16 protein-coding genes and 1 pseudogene are annotated in these 16,282 nt (G+C 65.9%); 10 read left to right on the top strand and 7 right to left on the bottom strand.

Annotated elements, in window-relative coordinates; all coding sequences use genetic code 11:
• The 4 genes and pseudogenes from ACI48D_RS18735 to ACI48D_RS18750 form a co-directional block, all read left to right on the top strand.
• Window positions 1-266: pseudogene (locus ACI48D_RS18735) on the top strand (hypothetical protein); the annotation flags it as partial.
• Complete coding sequence (locus tag ACI48D_RS18740) at window positions 266-739, top strand: type II secretion system protein (RefSeq protein ID WP_435572760.1); 474 nt, start codon at window positions 266-268, stop codon at window positions 737-739. The pseudogene ACI48D_RS18735 and the gene ACI48D_RS18740, both read left to right, overlap by 1 nt.
• Before the next feature lie 4 nt (window positions 740-743).
• Window positions 744-1,118: a type II secretion system protein gene (locus ACI48D_RS18745; protein WP_435572761.1), complete on the top strand. Its 375-nt coding sequence runs from the start codon at window positions 744-746 to the stop codon at window positions 1,116-1,118.
• Window positions 1,112-1,906 carry a type II secretion system protein gene (locus ACI48D_RS18750; RefSeq protein ID WP_435572762.1) on the top strand — a complete coding sequence of 265 codons (795 nt, stop codon included), beginning with the start codon at window positions 1,112-1,114 and terminating at the stop codon, window positions 1,904-1,906. The genes ACI48D_RS18745 and ACI48D_RS18750 overlap by 7 nt, the downstream gene beginning before the upstream one ends.
• A 25-nt stretch (window positions 1,907-1,931) precedes the next feature.
• On the opposite strand, the gene murJ is transcribed toward ACI48D_RS18750, so the two are convergent.
• A complete protein-coding gene (murJ, locus tag ACI48D_RS18755) occupies window positions 1,932-3,476 on the bottom strand; it encodes a murein biosynthesis integral membrane protein MurJ (protein ID WP_435572763.1) in 1,545 nt (514 codons plus the stop codon).
• 200 nt (window positions 3,477-3,676) lie between these two features.
• Between murJ and rpsT the strand changes: the two genes are divergently transcribed.
• On the top strand, window positions 3,677-3,943 hold the full coding sequence (rpsT, locus tag ACI48D_RS18760) for a 30S ribosomal protein S20 (protein WP_047823157.1): 267 nt from the start codon (window positions 3,677-3,679) through the stop codon (window positions 3,941-3,943).
• A gap of 129 nt (window positions 3,944-4,072) precedes the next feature.
• Here the strand turns inward: rpsT and ACI48D_RS18765 are convergent, their stop codons facing one another.
• On the bottom strand, window positions 4,073-4,273 hold the full coding sequence (locus ACI48D_RS18765) for a hypothetical protein (protein ID WP_435572764.1): 201 nt from the start codon (window positions 4,271-4,273) through the stop codon (window positions 4,073-4,075).
• A gap of 108 nt (window positions 4,274-4,381) precedes the next feature.
• Complete coding sequence (locus ACI48D_RS18770) at window positions 4,382-4,960, bottom strand: pseudouridine synthase (RefSeq protein WP_435572765.1); 579 nt, start codon at window positions 4,958-4,960, stop codon at window positions 4,382-4,384.
• A gap of 95 nt (window positions 4,961-5,055) precedes the next feature.
• Between ACI48D_RS18770 and icd the strand changes: the two genes are divergently transcribed.
• Entirely contained in the window at window positions 5,056-6,315 is a 1,260-nt protein-coding gene (gene icd / locus ACI48D_RS18775) for an NADP-dependent isocitrate dehydrogenase (RefSeq protein ID WP_435572766.1), read from the top strand.
• A 118-nt stretch (window positions 6,316-6,433) separates the two neighbouring features.
• Here the strand turns inward: icd and ACI48D_RS18780 are convergent, their stop codons facing one another.
• Window positions 6,434-6,637 carry a cold-shock protein gene (locus ACI48D_RS18780; protein ID WP_335559877.1) on the bottom strand — a complete coding sequence of 68 codons (204 nt, stop codon included), beginning with the start codon at window positions 6,635-6,637 and terminating at the stop codon, window positions 6,434-6,436.
• A 331-nt stretch (window positions 6,638-6,968) separates the two neighbouring features.
• Between ACI48D_RS18780 and clpS the strand changes: the two genes are divergently transcribed.
• From clpS to ACI48D_RS18795, 3 genes are all read left to right on the top strand, one after another.
• Window positions 6,969-7,271 (top strand): ATP-dependent Clp protease adapter ClpS, encoded by a 303-nt coding sequence (clpS, locus tag ACI48D_RS18785; protein WP_027864722.1) that lies wholly within the window; start codon window positions 6,969-6,971, stop codon window positions 7,269-7,271.
• Complete coding sequence (clpA, locus tag ACI48D_RS18790) at window positions 7,268-9,568, top strand: ATP-dependent Clp protease ATP-binding subunit ClpA (RefSeq protein ID WP_435572767.1); 2,301 nt, start codon at window positions 7,268-7,270, stop codon at window positions 9,566-9,568. The genes clpS and clpA overlap by 4 nt, the downstream gene beginning before the upstream one ends.
• A gap of 161 nt (window positions 9,569-9,729) precedes the next feature.
• Window positions 9,730-11,352 (top strand): methyl-accepting chemotaxis protein, encoded by a 1,623-nt coding sequence (locus tag ACI48D_RS18795; RefSeq protein WP_435572768.1) that lies wholly within the window; start codon window positions 9,730-9,732, stop codon window positions 11,350-11,352.
• A 24-nt stretch (window positions 11,353-11,376) separates the two neighbouring features.
• On the opposite strand, the gene ACI48D_RS18800 is transcribed toward ACI48D_RS18795, so the two are convergent.
• The 3 genes from ACI48D_RS18800 to prpR all read right to left on the bottom strand — a co-directional run bounded on the left by ACI48D_RS18800 (window position 11,377) and on the right by prpR (window position 15,769).
• Window positions 11,377-12,570, bottom strand: a complete 1,194-nt coding sequence (locus tag ACI48D_RS18800; RefSeq protein ID WP_435572769.1) for a trans-sulfuration enzyme family protein — start codon at window positions 12,568-12,570, stop codon at window positions 11,377-11,379.
• Between the two features lies 1 nt (window position 12,571).
• The gene (locus ACI48D_RS18805; RefSeq protein ID WP_435572770.1) at window positions 12,572-13,972 is read right to left on the bottom strand and encodes a pyridoxal-phosphate dependent enzyme; all 1,401 of its coding nucleotides are present in this window, start codon (window positions 13,970-13,972) and stop codon (window positions 12,572-12,574) included.
• Window positions 13,973-14,128: 156 nt separating this feature from the next.
• Complete coding sequence (gene prpR, locus ACI48D_RS18810) at window positions 14,129-15,769, bottom strand: propionate catabolism operon regulatory protein PrpR (protein WP_435572771.1); 1,641 nt, start codon at window positions 15,767-15,769, stop codon at window positions 14,129-14,131.
• A 160-nt stretch (window positions 15,770-15,929) separates the two neighbouring features.
• On the opposite strand from prpR, the gene ACI48D_RS18815 reads away from it, so the two are divergent.
• Entirely contained in the window at window positions 15,930-16,280 is a 351-nt protein-coding gene (locus tag ACI48D_RS18815; RefSeq protein ID WP_435572772.1) for a DUF485 domain-containing protein, read from the top strand.
• The last annotated feature ends 2 nt before the right edge of the window (window positions 16,281-16,282 follow it).

A 16,282-nucleotide genomic window follows, 5' to 3' on the forward strand; every position in this document is an offset into this window, starting at 1 on the left:
CGCCGGCCCAGCTGCCGGCGCCGGCCGGCGTCCCGGCGGGCCAGCCGGGCGCTCCGGCCGCACCGGTACCAGCGCCGGCACAAGCGCCGGCAGCGGCCCCGGCCCCGGCGCAGGGCGCGATGGTCCCGGCCACCAGCGTCAGCATGGGCGGTCCGCCGCCGGCCGCGCCGCCATCGAGCCCGGCGACCGCGCTGCCGCCCGCCCCCGGCGTGCAGGCCGTGCCGCTGCCCACGCCCGACGTGACGCCACTGCCGGCCCAGCGCTGATGCGTCGCGCGCGCGGCTTCACGCTGATCGAGCTGCTGGTCACGCTCGCCATCCTGGCCCTGCTCGGGGCCATGGTGGCACCCAGCGTCAGCATGGCCGTGCAGCGCCGCCACGAGCAGGACCTGCGCCTGGCCCTGCGCGAGATCCGCCAGGCGATCGACGCCTACAAGAAGGCCAGCGACGAGGGCCGCATCGCCAAGGCGGCCGGTGCCACCGGCTATCCGCCCAAGCTGGAGCTGCTGGTGGACGGCGTAGTCGACCAGCGCAGTCCGAAGAAGACCAGGATCCACTTCCTGCGCCGCCTGCCGCGCGACCCCTTCGGCGCCGATCCGGCGCTGGATGACGCCCAGACCTGGGGCAAGCGCAGCTACGCCAGCGAGGCGAAAGAACCGAAGGAGGGCGACGACGTGTACGACGTGTATTCGCTCTCGGGTCGGGTGGGCTTGAACGGCATTCCCTATGGCAGGTGGTGAGCAGATGAGACGGACCCGCGGATTCACACTGATCGAACTGTTGGTGGTGCTGGGCATCGTGGCGCTGCTGCTGACCCTGGCCGTGCCGCGTTTCTTCCCGAGCGTGGACAAGACCAAGGAAACGATCCTGGCCGAGAACCTGCGCACCGCGCGCACCGTGATCGACCAGTTCTATGCCGACACCGGACGCTATCCGGATTCGCTCGACCAGCTGGTCGAGAAAAAATACCTGCCGCGCCTGCCGTTCGATCCGGTGCTCGAGAGCGACGCCGGCTGGGTCATCGTGCCGCCCGAGGATCCGTCGCGCGGCAACGTCTACGACCTCCACAGCGGCGCCGAGGGCAAGGGCCGCAACGGCAAGCCGTATTCGGAATGGTAGCGCGCCGGCGTCCCGCTGCGCGCCGCCGCCGTGATGGCGGCTTCACCTATGTCGGCCTGATCGTGCTGGTCACCATCATCGGGCTGGTCGGCGCGGCCACGCTGAAGGCCGATGCCCTGCTGCGGCGCGCCGCTGCCGAGCAGGAGCTGCTGGAGATCGGCGCCGCCTTTAGCGCCGCGCTCACCAGCTATGCCGAGGCGACCCCGCGCGGCCAGCCGCCGCAGCCGCCTTCGCTGGAAGAGCTGCTGAAGGATCCGCGCGTCCCCGGCATCCGCCGCCACCTGCGCAAGATCTTCGTCGACCCGGTCACCGGCAAGGCCGAGTGGGGCATCGTCTGGCTGAACAAGGGCAATGGCATCAAGGGCAGCGGCGGCAGCGGGGTGGTGGCCGTGTACAGCCTGTCCGGCTCGAAGCCCTTGAAACAGGCAAACTTCGATGCGCGCTTCCAGAATTTCGAGAACCGCGAACATCTTTCGGAGTGGAAGTTCGGCGTCACCGGGCAGGGCGTGGCGCAGGGGCAGCCGGGCCAGCCGGGTCAGCCCGGCGCCGGGCAGCCGGTGCGGAATCCGGCCGAGCCCCAGCCTTCGCTGTTCCCCGAACGCGGCAATCCGGGCACCCTGAAACCGTCCCCGGCCGAGCCGCCATCGCCGCCGCCCGAGCCGGCGCCGCAGGAAGCGCCGCCCTCCGAAGCCTCGGGCGACGGCGACAAGGACGGCAAGGACGAGAAAGGGGAGAAGGACAGCGGAACAGACGGCGACGGCGAGGCGCGCGACGGCAAGCGCCGCTAGCGTGCCCCGCGAGGGCGTCCCAGTCTCACTTTGCGCGGCGCGTAAAATCGCGCGGACGGAAGCCCAGCGCGAACAGCGCGGCAAAGTAGACCACGGCGCTGAGCGCGATGATCAGCAGCAGGGCGCCGATGCGCAGCACCGGGTGGGCGCGCAGCGCCGCCCAGTCGAGCTGCGCCTGGCTGAACCAGGCCGCGGCGCCCATCAGGCCGCACGCCAGCACGACTTTCAGGAAGAACACCATCCAGCCGGCATGCGGCGTGTAGATGCGGCGCCGGCGCAGGCCCATGTACAGGAACAGGGCGTTGATGCACGCGCCCATGCCGATCGACAGCGCCAGGCCGGCCACGCCCAGCAGCGGCACGAATACCAGGTTCATCAGCTGGGTCGCGATCAGCACGCCGACCGCGATCTTCACCGGCGTGCGGATGTCCTGGCGCGCATAGAAGGCCGGGGCCAGGATCTTGACCAGGATGATGCCCAGCAGGCCGGCGGCATAGGCCATCAGCGGCGCGGTGGCGGCGGCCACGTTGGCGGCGCTGAACTCGCCGTAGTTGAACAAAGCCGCAATGAGCGGCGTCGACAGGGCGGCCAGGCCCACCGCGGCGGGCAGGGCCAGCATCAGGGTCAGGCGCAGGCCCCAGTCCAGCAGGGCCGAGTATTCGGCGACGTCGCCATCCGAATTCGCCTTGGATAGGCTGGGCAGCAGGATGGTGCCCAGCGCCACGCCCAGCATCCCGGTCGGGAATTCCATCAGGCGGTCGGCATACTGCAGTACGGAGACGGCGCCGCCGCCCATGTTCGAGGCATAGTTCGTGTTGATGAGCAGGCTGATCTGGGCCGCGGACACCGCAAACACCGCCGGGCCCATCTTCTTGAGGATACGGCGCACGCCGGGGTCGCGCAGGCCGGCGATGGGGTTGAGCGACAGGCGCGGCAGCATGCCGATGCGCTTCAGGGCCGGGATCTGGATGCCCACCTGGAGCACGCCGCCGACCATCACGGCCACCGCCATCGAATAGATCGGCACCTGGAAGTACTTCACCAGGAACAGCGAAAAGAAGATCGAGGACAGGTTCCACAGCACCGGCGTGAAGGCCGGAATCCTGAATTCGCGCCAGGTGTTCAGCACGGCCCCGGCCAGCACCACGAAGGACATGCAGGCGATATAGGGGAACATCAGGCGGGTCATGACGACGCCTTTGTCAAAGCCATCGCCGTCCAGTCCGCTGGCGATGCCCATCAGGATCAGCGGCGCGGCGACGATCCCCACGACACTGACCAGTACGGTCGCCCAGACCAGGGTCGTGGCGACGTGGTCGACCAGGCTGTGCGTGGCGGCCTCGCCCTTCTGGGTCTTGTATTCGGCCAGGATCGGCACGAAGGCCTGCGAAAAGGCGCCTTCGCCGAACAGGCGTCGCAGCAGGTTCGGCAGGCGGAACGCGATATAGAAGGCGTCGGTATAGGGCGAGGCACCGAAGGCGCGGGCAAACAGGGTGTCGCGCAGCAGGCCGGTGATGCGGGAAACCATCGTCATGCTCGAGATGGCTGCCAGGGTTCGGAGTAGGTTCATAGCCCGCGATTATAGCTGGGCAATAGCCGCCGGAAACTTCCGTACGTCGCTTTTTGCGGGACAAAGCGGCCACGAGGGACAATTTGGAATTGCCCTGCGATGAAACCTTCGCTATAATCGAGGGCTGTATTGAATTCAGTTGGCAGACACTAATCGTTTGAGGTGTTTGCGGACGCAACTTACACCGATTAGGAATTTCCATGGCAAATACCGCACAGGCGCGCAAGCGCGCTCGTCAAGCAGTTAAGCAAAACGCTCACAACTCGGCTCAGCGCTCGACCCTGCGCACCGCGATCAAGGCTGTCAAGAAGGCCATCCAGGCTGGCGACAAGGCCGCTGCGACCACCATTTTCCAGCAATCCGTGTCGACCATCGACAGCATCGCTGACAAGAAAATCATCCACAAGAACAAAGCTGCTCGCCACAAGAGCCGCCTGGCTGCCGCCATCAAGGCCCTGTCGGCCTAAGCGACACCATCGGCGCGGCCTCTGCCGCGCAGGTTCTGAAGGATGAAAGACCCGCCCGACTTCGGTCCGGCGGGTTTTTTCGTTGATCAATTTCCACAAACCGGAGTCTGACCCCGGTTTTTGCGCTGCTTACTTCGTGGCCGGCTCGGCGGCCGTCGCTTCGACGGCGGCGGCCTTCCTGGCTCTCTTCACTTTCTTCATTTTCTTCGGCGCGACGGCGGCCGGTTCGGTGGCGGCAGCAGCCGGTGCGGCAGCGGGTGCAGCCGGGGCGGCTGCGAAGACGGAGACGGCGAACAGCGAAGCGAGCAGACCGGCGATGAGTTTGGACATGTCGGGTTTCCTTTTCGTTAAGAAAGTCGATCCACGATGTGGATCTGGCTCGTTAACGGCAAAATTCATTTCCGGATGACATTTTTTGTTTGAGGCAAGACAAACGCCTCAGCCTTTGCTGGCCTTGCCGGCGCCGACGGCCTCGGCCGGCACTTCCATCCATTCGCCCGGCATCAAGGGATGGCTGGCCAGCGAGAACGGGCCGATGCTGGTGCGCACCAGGCGCAGGGTCGGCAGCCCGACCGCGGCCGTCATGCGGCGCACCTGGCGGTTCTTGCCTTCCTCGAGCGTGATCGCGATCCAGCCGGTCGGCTTGTCCTGGCGTACCCGGATCGGCGGATTGCGCGGCCACAGCCATTCCGGTTCCGCGATCTGCACCGCGCGGCAGGGCTTGGTGACGAAGTCGCCCAGGTCGAGCGGCGCCTGCAGGCGCGCCAGCAGCGCCGCGTCGGCCCTGCCTTCCACTTGCACGATATAGGTCTTCGCTTCCTTCTGATCCGGATGGGCGATGCGATGCTGCAGGCGGCCGTCGTCGGTGAGCAGCATCAGGCCTTCGCTGTCGGCGTCGAGGCGGCCGGCCGGATAGATGTTCGGAATGTCGATGTAGTCCGCGAGCGAGGCGCGACCCGGCTCGGCGCTGAACTGGCAGAGCACCTGGAATGGCTTGTTGAATAAGATGAGGGACATGAGGGGAGGTTTTGGAGCAAAATAGCAATCGTCATCAATATTGTGATTATCGCAGCTCAGTGCGTCCACTTAGTGCGTCCAATTCGGAGAACACGATGTACCAACATATCAACGTACCTACCGAGGGTCAAAAGATCACCGTCAACCCCGACTATTCGCTGAACGTGCCGGACCAGCCGGTCATCCCTTATATAGAGGGTGACGGCACGGGCGTGGACATCACCCCGGTCATGCGCAAGGTGGTCGATGCGGCGGTGGCGAAAGCCTATGGCGGCAAACGCAGGATCAGCTGGATGGAAATCTTCGCCGGCGAGAAGTCGACCCGCATCTACGGCCCCGACGTCTGGCTGCCGCCCGAGACGCTCGACGCGGTGCGCGACTATGTGGTGTCGATCAAGGGTCCGCTGACGACGCCGGTCGGCGGCGGCATCCGTTCGCTGAACGTGGCGCTGCGCCAGGAACTCGACCTGTACGTCTGCCTGCGCCCGGTGCGCTACTTCGCCGGCGTGCCGTCGCCGCTGAAGGAGCCGCAGAAGACCGACATGGTGATCTTCCGCGAAAACTCGGAAGACATCTACGCCGGCATCGAGTGGGCCGCCGAGTCGGACGGCGCGAAGAAGATCATCGACTTCCTGGTGAACGAGATGGGCGTCACGAAGATCCGCTTCCCGGAGAGCTCGGGCATCGGCATCAAGCCGGTTTCGCGCGAAGGCACCGAGCGTCTGGTGCGCAAGGCCATCCAGTATGCGATCGACAACGACAAGCCCTCGGTGACCCTGGTCCACAAGGGCAACATCATGAAGTACACGGAAGGCGGCTTCCGCGACTGGGGCTATGCGCTGGCACAGCGCGAGTTCGGCGCCGAGCTGGTGGACGGCGGCCCGTGGTGCAAATTCAAGAATCCGAAGACCGGCCGCGACATCGTCATCAAGGATTCGATCGCTGATGCTTTTCTGCAACAGATCCTGCTGCGTCCGGCCGAGTACAGCGTGATCGCGACCCTGAACCTGAACGGCGACTACGTCTCCGATGCGCTGGCGGCCCAGGTGGGCGGCATCGGCATCGCGCCGGGCGCCAACATGTCGGATTCGGTGGCGATGTTCGAAGCGACCCACGGCACCGCGCCCAAGTACGCGGGCAAGGATTACGTGAATCCGGGCTCGCTGATCCTGTCGGCCGAGATGATGCTGCGCCACATGGGCTGGATCGAGGCGGCCGACCTCCTGATTTCGTCGATGGAGAAGGCGATCACCTCGAAGCGCGTGACCTACGATTTCGCGCGCCTGATGGAGGGCGCGACCCAGGTATCGTGTTCGGGCTTCGGCGAGGTCATGATCGAGAACATGGGCGCCTGATAGCGTCGTCGATGCGGGAGGAGGGCGGCGTATGCCGCCCGGCTGGCGCAGCGGATGAAGTTTGCGCTTAAGCAAAAAAAAGCCCCGCCGAAGCGGGGCTTTTGCTTCCGAAGGCGAATTACGCGCCCTGGATGTTGGAAGCTTGCTTGCCTTTAGGGCCTTGCGTGACTTCGAATTGGACTTTCTGACCTTCTTTGAGGGTCTTGAAACCGGCCATATTGATTGCGGAGAAGTGTGCGAACAGATCCTCGCCGCCGTCATCAGGAGTGATGAAGCCAAAGCCCTTGGAATCATTGAACCATTTAACAGTACCAGTTGCCATAAAAAACTTTCAAATAAAAACTAATCACACGAGCCATAAAAGCAAGAAGCTTCTTGCCCCCTCCTCAGCCTGCTCACTTCTTATCAACAAGTACATAAGTACATGTCAATGTTTGCATTGTTGGTGCAATAATCTTGTAAGTCAAGCGGTTTTGAGCGCGTGTTGTAAAAACGTTCACAACTGCTTTGCAACAAGCTCTTGATTTTCGCAATCGGGCCGCCATCTGCGCGCAGTTGGGAAAACGCGTAAGATGGAAAGCAGATGGGATTCCTCGAAATGTCCCTGATTGTTAACGTACGCACGAACGGCGAAAGCATTTTAGAATACTCTTATGGCAACCAAGCACGATACCGAACAGCTGCTGGAGCGGCAGACCGTAAAGCCACCTCCCCTGTACCAGGTGGCGCTGCTGAATGACGACTACACGCCGATGGAGTTCGTGGTCGCCATCATCCAGGAGTACTTCAATAAGGATCGCGAGACGGCGACGCAGATCATGCTTTCCGTACATCGCCATGGTAAAGGGGTGTGCGGCGTGTTTTCCAAAGATATAGCGTGTACCAAAGTGGAGTTTGTATTAACGCATGCGCGTAAGGCAGGGCATCCCCTGCAGTGCGTGATGGAGGAAGTATGATTGCGCAGGAATTAGAAGTCTCTTTACATATGGCCTTTGTCGAAGCGCGGCAGGCTCGGCACGAGTTCATCACGGTCGAGCACCTGCTGCTGGCGCTGCTCGACAATCCGTCGGCCGCTGAAGTCCTGCGTGCGTGCGCGGTCAACATCGAAGATCTGCGTAAGACCTTGACGAATTTCATCGGCGACAACACCCCGACCGTGCCTGGCACGGGCGAGGTCGACACCCAGCCGACCCTGGGCTTCCAGCGCGTGATCCAGCGGGCGATCATGCACGTGCAGTCGGCGTCCAACGGCAAGAAGGAAGTGACCGGCGCTAACGTGCTGGTGGCGATCTTCGGCGAGAAGGACTCACATGCCGTGTACTACCTGCACCAGCAGGGCGTGACCCGCCTCGACGTGGTCAATTTCATCTCGCACGGCGTGCGCAAGGACCAGCAGATCGACAGCCAGAAGGCGTCGGAAGGCGTGGAAGAAGCGCAGGTCGAAGGGCAGACCAAGGAAAGCCCGCTCGACCAGTTCACGCAGAACCTGAACAAGTCGGCTGCCGACGGCAAGATCGATCCGCTGATCGGCCGCGAAGAAGAAGTCGACCGCGTGATCCAGATCCTGTGCCGCCGCCGCAAGAACAACCCGCTGCTGGTCGGCGAGGCCGGCGTGGGCAAGACCGCGATCGCCGAAGGCCTGGCATGGCGCATCGTCCAGGAAGACGTCCCGGAAATCCTGCAGAATGCCGTCGTGTATTCGCTGGACATGGGCGCGCTGCTGGCCGGCACCAAGTACCGCGGCGACTTCGAGCAGCGCCTGAAGGCCGTGCTCAAGCAGCTGAAGGATACCCCGAACGGCATCCTGTTCATCGACGAGATCCACACGATCATCGGCGCCGGTTCGGCATCGGGCGGCACGCTCGACGCGTCGAACCTGCTGAAGCCGGCCCTGGCGAACGGCCAGCTCAAGTGCATCGGCGCGACCACGTTCACGGAATTCCGCGGCGTGTTCGAGAAGGACCACGCGCTGAGCCGCCGCTTCCAGAAGGTCGACGTCAACGAGCCGTCGGTCGAGCAGACCGTGCAGATCCTGCGCGGCCTGAAGTCGCGCTTCGAAGAGCACCACGGCGTGAAGTACTCGTCGTCGGCGCTGTCGACCGCGGCCGAGCTGGCGGCGCGCTTCATCAATGACCGCCACCTGCCGGACAAGGCGATCGACGTGATCGACGAAGCGGGCGCGGCCCAGCGCATCCTGCCGAAGTCGAAGCAGAAGAAGACCATCGGCAAGACGGAAATCGAGGACATCATCGCGAAGATCGCGCGGATTCCCCCGCAAACCGTCAACCAGGACGACCGCAGCAAGCTGCAGACCATCGACCGCGACCTGCGCAACGTCGTGTTCGGGCAAGACCCGGCGATCGATGCGCTGGCCTCGGCCATCAAGATGGCCCGTGCCGGCCTGGGCAAGCAGGACAAACCGATCGGTTCCTTCCTGTTCTCCGGTCCGACCGGCGTCGGCAAGACCGAGGTCGCCAAGCAGCTGGCCTTCATCCTCGGCATCGAGCTGGTGCGCTTCGACATGTCGGAGTACATGGAACGCCATGCGGTGTCGCGCCTGATCGGTGCGCCTCCGGGCTACGTCGGCTTCGACCAGGGCGGCCTGCTGACCGAGGCCATCACCAAGAAGCCGCACGCGGTGCTGCTGCTGGACGAGATCGAGAAGGCCCATCCGGACATCTTCAACATCCTGCTGCAGGTGATGGACCATGGCACGCTGACCGACAACAACGGCCGCAAGGCGGATTTCCGCAACGTGATCATCATCATGACCACGAACGCGGGCGCCGAAAGCCTGACCAAGCGTTCGGTGGGCTTCGTGGACTCCAAGGCCGCAGGCGACGAGATGGCCGACATCAAGCGCATGTTCACGCCGGAGTTCCGCAACCGCCTGGATGCGATCATCAGCTTCCGCGCGCTGGACGAGGAAATCATCCTGCGCGTCGTGGACAAGTTCCTGATGCAGCTGGAAGAGCAGCTGCACGAGAAGAAGGTGGAAGCCATCTTTACCGAGAAACTGCGCAAGTTCCTCGCGAAGAAGGGTTTCGATCCGCAGATGGGCGCCCGTCCAATGTCGCGCCTGATCCAGGACATGATCCGCAAGGCCTTGGCCGACGAGCTGCTGTTCGGCCGCCTGGTCAACGGTGGCCGCGTGACGGTGGACCTGAACGAGAAGGACGATGTGTTCCTCGAGTTCCCGGAAGGCGACGTCCCGCCGCCGCCGGAGCCGGTCGAGACCGTCGAGATCGAGTAAGCGCTCGATCAGGCACGACCGCGGGTTCGCCCGCCACGAAGAGCCCGCCGCGTGCGGGCTTTTTTTTCGCCCGGCGCCCTGATGCGCCCGTCATACGCCTGTCATGGAGTTGTCATGAGGCAAATCTATACTGGGCTGCAATCCAACCCCGCCCAGCTTCCATGCGACTCGCCAAGCTCCAGACCGGCACCAAGATCTTCGGCGCTTTCGCCGTGGTCTCCGTTTCCATTGTCCTGATCGCCGGGGTCGCCCTGTGGCGCATGCAAGCCACCGACGCCATCACCCGCGACCTGGTCGACAACAAGCTTGCGCGGCAACAGCTCACTTCCGAGCTGCTCGGCCTGGCGCGCCTGAACGGCGTGCGCACGGTCTCGATCGCGCGCAGCGACAGCCTGGAGCTGGCCGATTATTTCCAGGCCCAGCTCGCCCAAGGTGACAAAGATGCGGCCGCGCTCGAGTCGCGCCTCGGCAGGCTGGCCGCGAATCCGGCCGCGAATCCGGCCGCGACTCTGGCCGATCACGCACTGGCGCTGGATGCCGCCCAGCGCAAGACTGCCTGGCTGAAGGTGCGGGCACAGGTCTTCCAGGCCAAGGACCTCGGCAAGACTCAGGAAGTCGAGCAACTGGCGGGCACCGAACTTGCCGCCACCTTCGGCGCCTATACCAAAGCCCTGGAAGCACTGCTGGCCAGCCAGGCCCGGCAGGCCCACGAGATCGCCGCCGCCTCGGCCGCCGCCTCCGTCGCCAGCCGCGTGCTGCTGCTTGTCGCCGGTGCCGCCGCGCTGCTGCTCGGCGGCGCCGCCGGCTGGCTGCTCACGCGCAGCATCGTCACCCCGCTGCAGGATGCGGTGCAGCTGGCCGAGCGGGTCGCGCAGGGCGACCTCAACGCCAGCATCGCGCACGACCGCGGGGATGAGCTCGGGCGGCTGTTCGACGCCCTCAACCACATGACGGGCGGGGTATCCGCCACCGTGGTGAAGGTGCTCGACAGCGCGCGCATGATCGACCACGCTTCGGCCGAGATCGCCGCCGGCAACCGCGACCTGTCGCGCCGCACCGAGCACCAGGCCGGCAGCCTGCACGCGACCGTGCGCTCGATGGTCGAGCTGACCGAGGCGGTCCGGCAGAACCACGTGAACGCGCACGACGCCAGCGAACTTGCGCTGGCGGCGTCCGGCGTCGCCCGGGAAGGCGCGAGCGCGGTCGGCCAGATGGTCGAACGCATGGAGACCATTCGCTTGTCGGCAAAGAAGATCGGCGACATTACCGCCATGATCGACGGCATCGCCTTCCAGACGAATATCCTGGCCCTGAACGCGGCGGTGGAAGCGGCGCGCGCCGGCGCCGAGGGCCGCGGCTTCGCCGTGGTGGCGAACGAGGTGCGCAGCCTGGCCCAGCATTCAGCGGCGGCCGCCAAGGAGATCAAGGGCCTGATCGCGGAATCGATCGGCGCCATCGCATCGGGCGCCGGCATCGCCAGCGCGGCCGGCGGCACCATGCACCAGATCCTGGACCGCGTGCAGCAGGTCGCCGACCTGCTGGCCGCGATCGACAGCGCCAGCTCGGAACAGGCAGAAGGCATCGCCCAGGTGCGCCGCGCGATCGCCGAGATGGACCAGGCGACCCAGCAGAACGCGGCGATGGTCGAACAGGCCGCCGCGGCCGCCGAAACGATGCGCGCCCAGGCCGAACAGCTGACCGGGGTCGTCGGGACCTTCAGGGTCGACGCGGCGAGGGCAGGAGCCGTCGCCCGGCCGGTGCTGCCGGCGCCGGTCCCCGCCTGAGCCGGACGGGCGCCCGCCGCGGAATCACACCGCGGCCAGCGCCCGCGCGAGGTCGGCGCGCTGGTCGTCGACATGCTCGATGCCGACCGACAGCCGGATCAGGCCGTCGCCGATGCCGAGCAGCGCCCGCTGTTCCGGCGGGATGCTTGCGTGGGTCATGATGGCCGGATGCTCGATCAGGCTCTCCACGCCGCCCAGGCTCTCGGCCAGGGTGAAGACTTCACAGTGTTCCAGGAAGCGGCGCGCGCCGGCGAGATCGGTGTCGAGGTCGATCGAGATGATGCCGCCGTAGCCGTGCATCTGGCGCCGCGCCAGCTCGTGCTGTGGATGCGAGGCAAGGCCGGGGTAGAGCACCTTGCCGATCTTGCGCTGGCCCTCCAGCCAGCGCGCCAGTTCCAGCGCGTTGGCCGAGCTGCGTTCGACGCGCAGCGCCAGGGTTTTTATCCCGCGCAGCACCAGGTAGCTGTCGAACGGCCCCTGGATCGCGCCGACCGCGTTCTGGATGAAGCCGAGGCGCTCGCGCAGCGGCTGGTGGCGTGACTCGGCCCCCACCACCGCCACTCCGCCGATCACGTCCGAATGGCCATTCATGTACTTGGTGGTCGAGTGCACCACGATGTCGATGCCGTGCTCCAGCGGGCGCTGATTGACCGGGCTGGCGAAGGTGTTGTCGCACACGCTGAGGATGTGCTGCTGCCGGCACAGCGCGGCGATGGCGTGCAGGTCGGCCAGCTTGAGCATCGGGTTGGTCGGCGTCTCGACCCACACCATCTTCGTTTCCGGGCGCAGGGCATCCGCCAGCGCCAGCGGGTCGGTCAGGTCGACATAGGTGAACTCGTGGCCGGCGCTGTGGCGGCGCACGCGCTCGAACAGGCGGTAGGTGCCGCCGTACATGTCGTCGCCGGCGACGATGTGCGAGCCGGCCGGCAGCAGTTCCAGAACGGCCGAGATGGCGGCCAGGCCGGAGGCGAAGGCGAAGGCCGCGCTGCCGCTCTCGATGTCGGCCACGCAACGCTCCAATGCCCAGCGGGTCGGGTTGTGCGAACGGCCGTAATCGAGGCCCTTGTGCACGCCCGGGCTTTCCTGGGCAAAGGTCGAGGTCGCGTAGATGGGCGGCATCACGGCGCCGGTCGTGGGGTCGGGTGCCTGGCCGCCGTGGATCACGCGGGTGGCCAGGTGGCGCTTGTTCTGGTCGTCGTTCATGGTCGGCTCACGCATCTCAGCTCAGGGTGCGGCGCAGGTGGTTGAGGAGGTCGAAGCGCGTGATCAGGCCGTAGAAATGATCGCCCTCCGCGATCACGGCGGTCAGGCCGCGGTCGAGGATCTCGCGCAGCTGCTGCATGCTGCCCGACGGCGGCAGGGTCTGCAGCTCGGAACTCATGGTGCCGGACACCGGCGCCCCGAAGCGTTCGCGCTCGCTGGTGACGTGCAGCAGGATGTCGGACTCGTCGATCAGGCCGACAAGTTTGCCCTTGTCGATGACCGGCATCTGCGCCAGGTCGCTGCTGCGCATGCGGTTGAAGGCGGTCAGCAGGGTGTCGGTCGGGGACACGGTGACGACTTCGCCGTCGTCGAAGCGGCGGCCGATCAGGTCGCGCAGGTCGCCGGTACGCGGACGATGCAGCAGGCCCTGGTCGACCATCCAGCCATCGCTGTAGACCTTGGTGAGGTAGCGGGTGCCGGTGTCGCACACGAAGGTGACCACGCGCTTCGGGCTGGTCTGTTCGCGGCAGTAGCGCAGGGCGGCGGCCAGCAGGGTGCCGGTCGAGGAACCGGCCAGCAGGCCTTCCTGGCGCAGCAGGGCGCGCGCCGTGTTGAAGCTTTCCTCGTCGCCGATGGAATAGGCGCGGCGCACCCGCGACAGGTCGGCGATCGCGGGGATGAAATCCTCGCCGATGCCTTCGACCGCCCACGAACCGGAGACCGCGGACACCTGCCCGGTGCGCACGTACTCGGCCAGGATCGAGCCCACCGGGTCGGCCAGCACGAATTCCAGCGCCGGCTGCACCTTGGCGAAGTAGCGCGACAGGCCCGTCAGGGTGCCGGACGAGCCGACCCCGACCACGATCGCATCCACTTCATGCCGCATCTGCTCCCAGATCTCGGGGCCGGTGGTGGTTTCGTGGGCGTAGGGATTCGCCGGATTGTTGAACTGGTCGGCGAACCAGGCGCCGGGAATCTCGCGCGCCAGGCGCGCGGCATAGTCCTGGTAGTACTCGGGATGGCCCTTGCCGACATCCGAGCGGGTCAGGTGGATCTCGGCGCCGAGCGCCTTCAGGTGCAGCACCTTCTCGGCCGCCATCTTGTCGGGCACCACCAGCACCACGCGGTAGCCCTTGATGCGGGCGACCAGGGCCAGGCCCAGGCCGGTATTGCCGGCAGTGGCTTCGACCACCGTGCCGCCGGGCTGTAGGCGGCCATCCTTCTCGGCCGCTTCGATCATGGCGCGGCCGATGCGGTCCTTGATGGAGCCGCCGGGATTCTGGGATTCGAGCTTGAGGAAGAGCTGGCAGGGGCCGGTATCCATCCGGGTGACCTCGACCAGTGGGGTATTGCCGATCAGCGAAAAGAGGGCAGCCGTTGATGGAGATTGAAATGCGGCGGGCTGAGAAGCGTTCATATTGCCTCCGATAGGGCGCAAGGCGGGCGCCAGGCCGTCAATAAAACGGTGATCTTATGACGGATTCCGGGTGCCCGACTTGGGCAATATTAAGCCTTTACGCGGCCGGCCGTCGCCGGTTTCAGTACCGGCTCAGGCGCCCGCTCAGTTGCGCGCTCAGTTGCCCGCTTTCAGGCGCCGCCACAGCGTCGTGCGGCTGATTCCGAGGTGGCGGGCGGCGGCATCGCGCTGGCCGCCGAAGCGGGCCAGCACCTCGGCCACGCTGGCTTGCTGCGATTCCTGCGGCGGCGGCAGGACGCCGGGGGCGGGCAGGGCGGACGGGGTCACGGGCGCGGCCCGGCCCAGCTCCGGTGCCACCGCCATCAGGAAGGCCGGCGTCAGGGCCTGCAGCGGCTCGGCCGCCAGGAACAGCGCCAGCCGCTCCATCAGGTTGCGCAGCTCGCGCACGTTGCCGGGCCAGGCATACCCCTGCAGCAGCGGTGCGCAGGCCGCGATCTCGGCGGCCAGGTTCGGGTGCGGGCGGGCGTCCAGCGCCGCCATCGCGTTCTTCAGCGACCATTCGGCCAGTTGCGGGATGTCGGCGCGGCGCTCTGCCAGCCTCGGCAGGGTCAGGCGCAGCACCGCCAGGCGGTAGAACAGGTCGGCCCGGAAGCGCCCATCGCGCACGCGGGCGTCGAGGTCGCAGTGGGTGGCGCTGATCACCCGCACGTCGATCGGCACCGGGCGCGTGCCGCCGACCCGCATCACCTCGCGCTCTTCCAGCACGCGCAGCAGCCGGGTCTGCAGCGGCAGCGGCATCTCGCCGATCTCGTCCAGGAACAGGGTGCCGCCGTTGGCCGCCTCGAACAGGCCGGCGTGGCCGCCGCGGCGCGCGCCGGTGAACGCGCCTTCCTCGTGGCCGAACAGTTCGGATTCCAGCAGCGACTCGGCGATCGCGCCGCAGTTCACGGCGACGAAGGGCCGGTTGGCGGTGCGCCGCGGACCTTCGCGGTGGACCGCCTGGGCCACCAGCTCCTTGCCGCTGCCGGTCTCGCCCTGGATCAGGACGGTGGCCTTCGATCTCGCATACAGCACCACGGTCTGGCGCAGTTTCTCCATGGCCGGGGAGTCGCCGCGCAGGTCGTTCAGGCCGCGCCGCGCCCGCTGCGGGTCCGGGGCGCCGCGCCGTCCCCGTCCGGCTTCCAGTCGGGTCAGGCGCGCCATCTCGAGGGCATCGTCGAAGGCCTGGCGGATCGAGGCCGCCGAATACACGAACACCGCCTTCAGGCCGGCTTCCTCGGCCAGGTCGGTAATCAGGCCGGCGCCGACGATCACTTCGACCCCGTCCGACTTCAGCTCCTCGATCGCGGCGCGCGCGTCTTCCTCGGTCACGTAGGTGCGCTGGGCGATGCCGAGGCCGAAGGTGGCGGTGAATTCGGCCAGCTCCGGCATCGGCTGCTGGTAGCTGATCACCGCGATCTTCGACGATAAGCGACGCGCCCGCGCCAGCGCCTGCATCACGTCGCTGCCGCTGGCCTTCGCCACCACCACCGGTATGGAGACGCGTCCTTTCAGGTAAGCGGCATTCGAGCCGGCCGCGATCACGACGTCGCAGTGCTCAAGCGCCATGCGTTCGCGGATGTAGCGCGCGGCCTCGTCGAAGCCCAGGTGCAGCGGCTCGATCTGGGCCAGGTGGTCGTATTCGAGGGTGATGTCGCGGAACAGGTCGGACAGGCGGGAGACCGACACGGTCCAGATCACGGGCTTGTCGACGCCGTCGTGGGCGCCGCTGCCGGGAAGGCGGGTGGGATGACTCATGTTGCAAGTGTAGTGCAAATTGCAGCCACTGGTTTCAGGCTGAAACATTGGAGCAGCCGTGATCTCCCTGTATGCCGTAAGAATCGGGTAAGGACCGGCCCGTAGGATCGCAAGCAGCCTGTACCAAAAAGGCATCATTAAAAAGTATTGGAGACAAAAAGTGGACCAAGACGTCGTACAACGGGTCAAGAGCGACCCGAATTACCAGAAGCTGGTCAGGACCCGCTCCAGCTACGGCTGGCTGCTGACCTGGGCCGTGATGATCGTGTATTACGGCTTCACCCTCCTGAATTCCTTTGCCAAGGAATTCATGGGTTCCCGGATCGGTTCCGGCGTGATGTCCTGGGGCGTGCCGCTGGGCCTGTTCGTGATCCTGTTCACGGTCGTCGTGACCGGCATCTACGTGCGCCGCGCCAACAGCGAATTCGATGCGCTGACCGATGCGATCCAGCGCAACGCCGCCGGCGGCGACACCGGCACCACCGGAACCAAACAGCAGGTGCGCGCATGAAA

This window comes from Massilia sp. LXY-6 (assembly GCF_051233485.1).
Classification (GTDB): domain Bacteria; phylum Pseudomonadota; class Gammaproteobacteria; order Burkholderiales; family Burkholderiaceae_D; genus Telluria.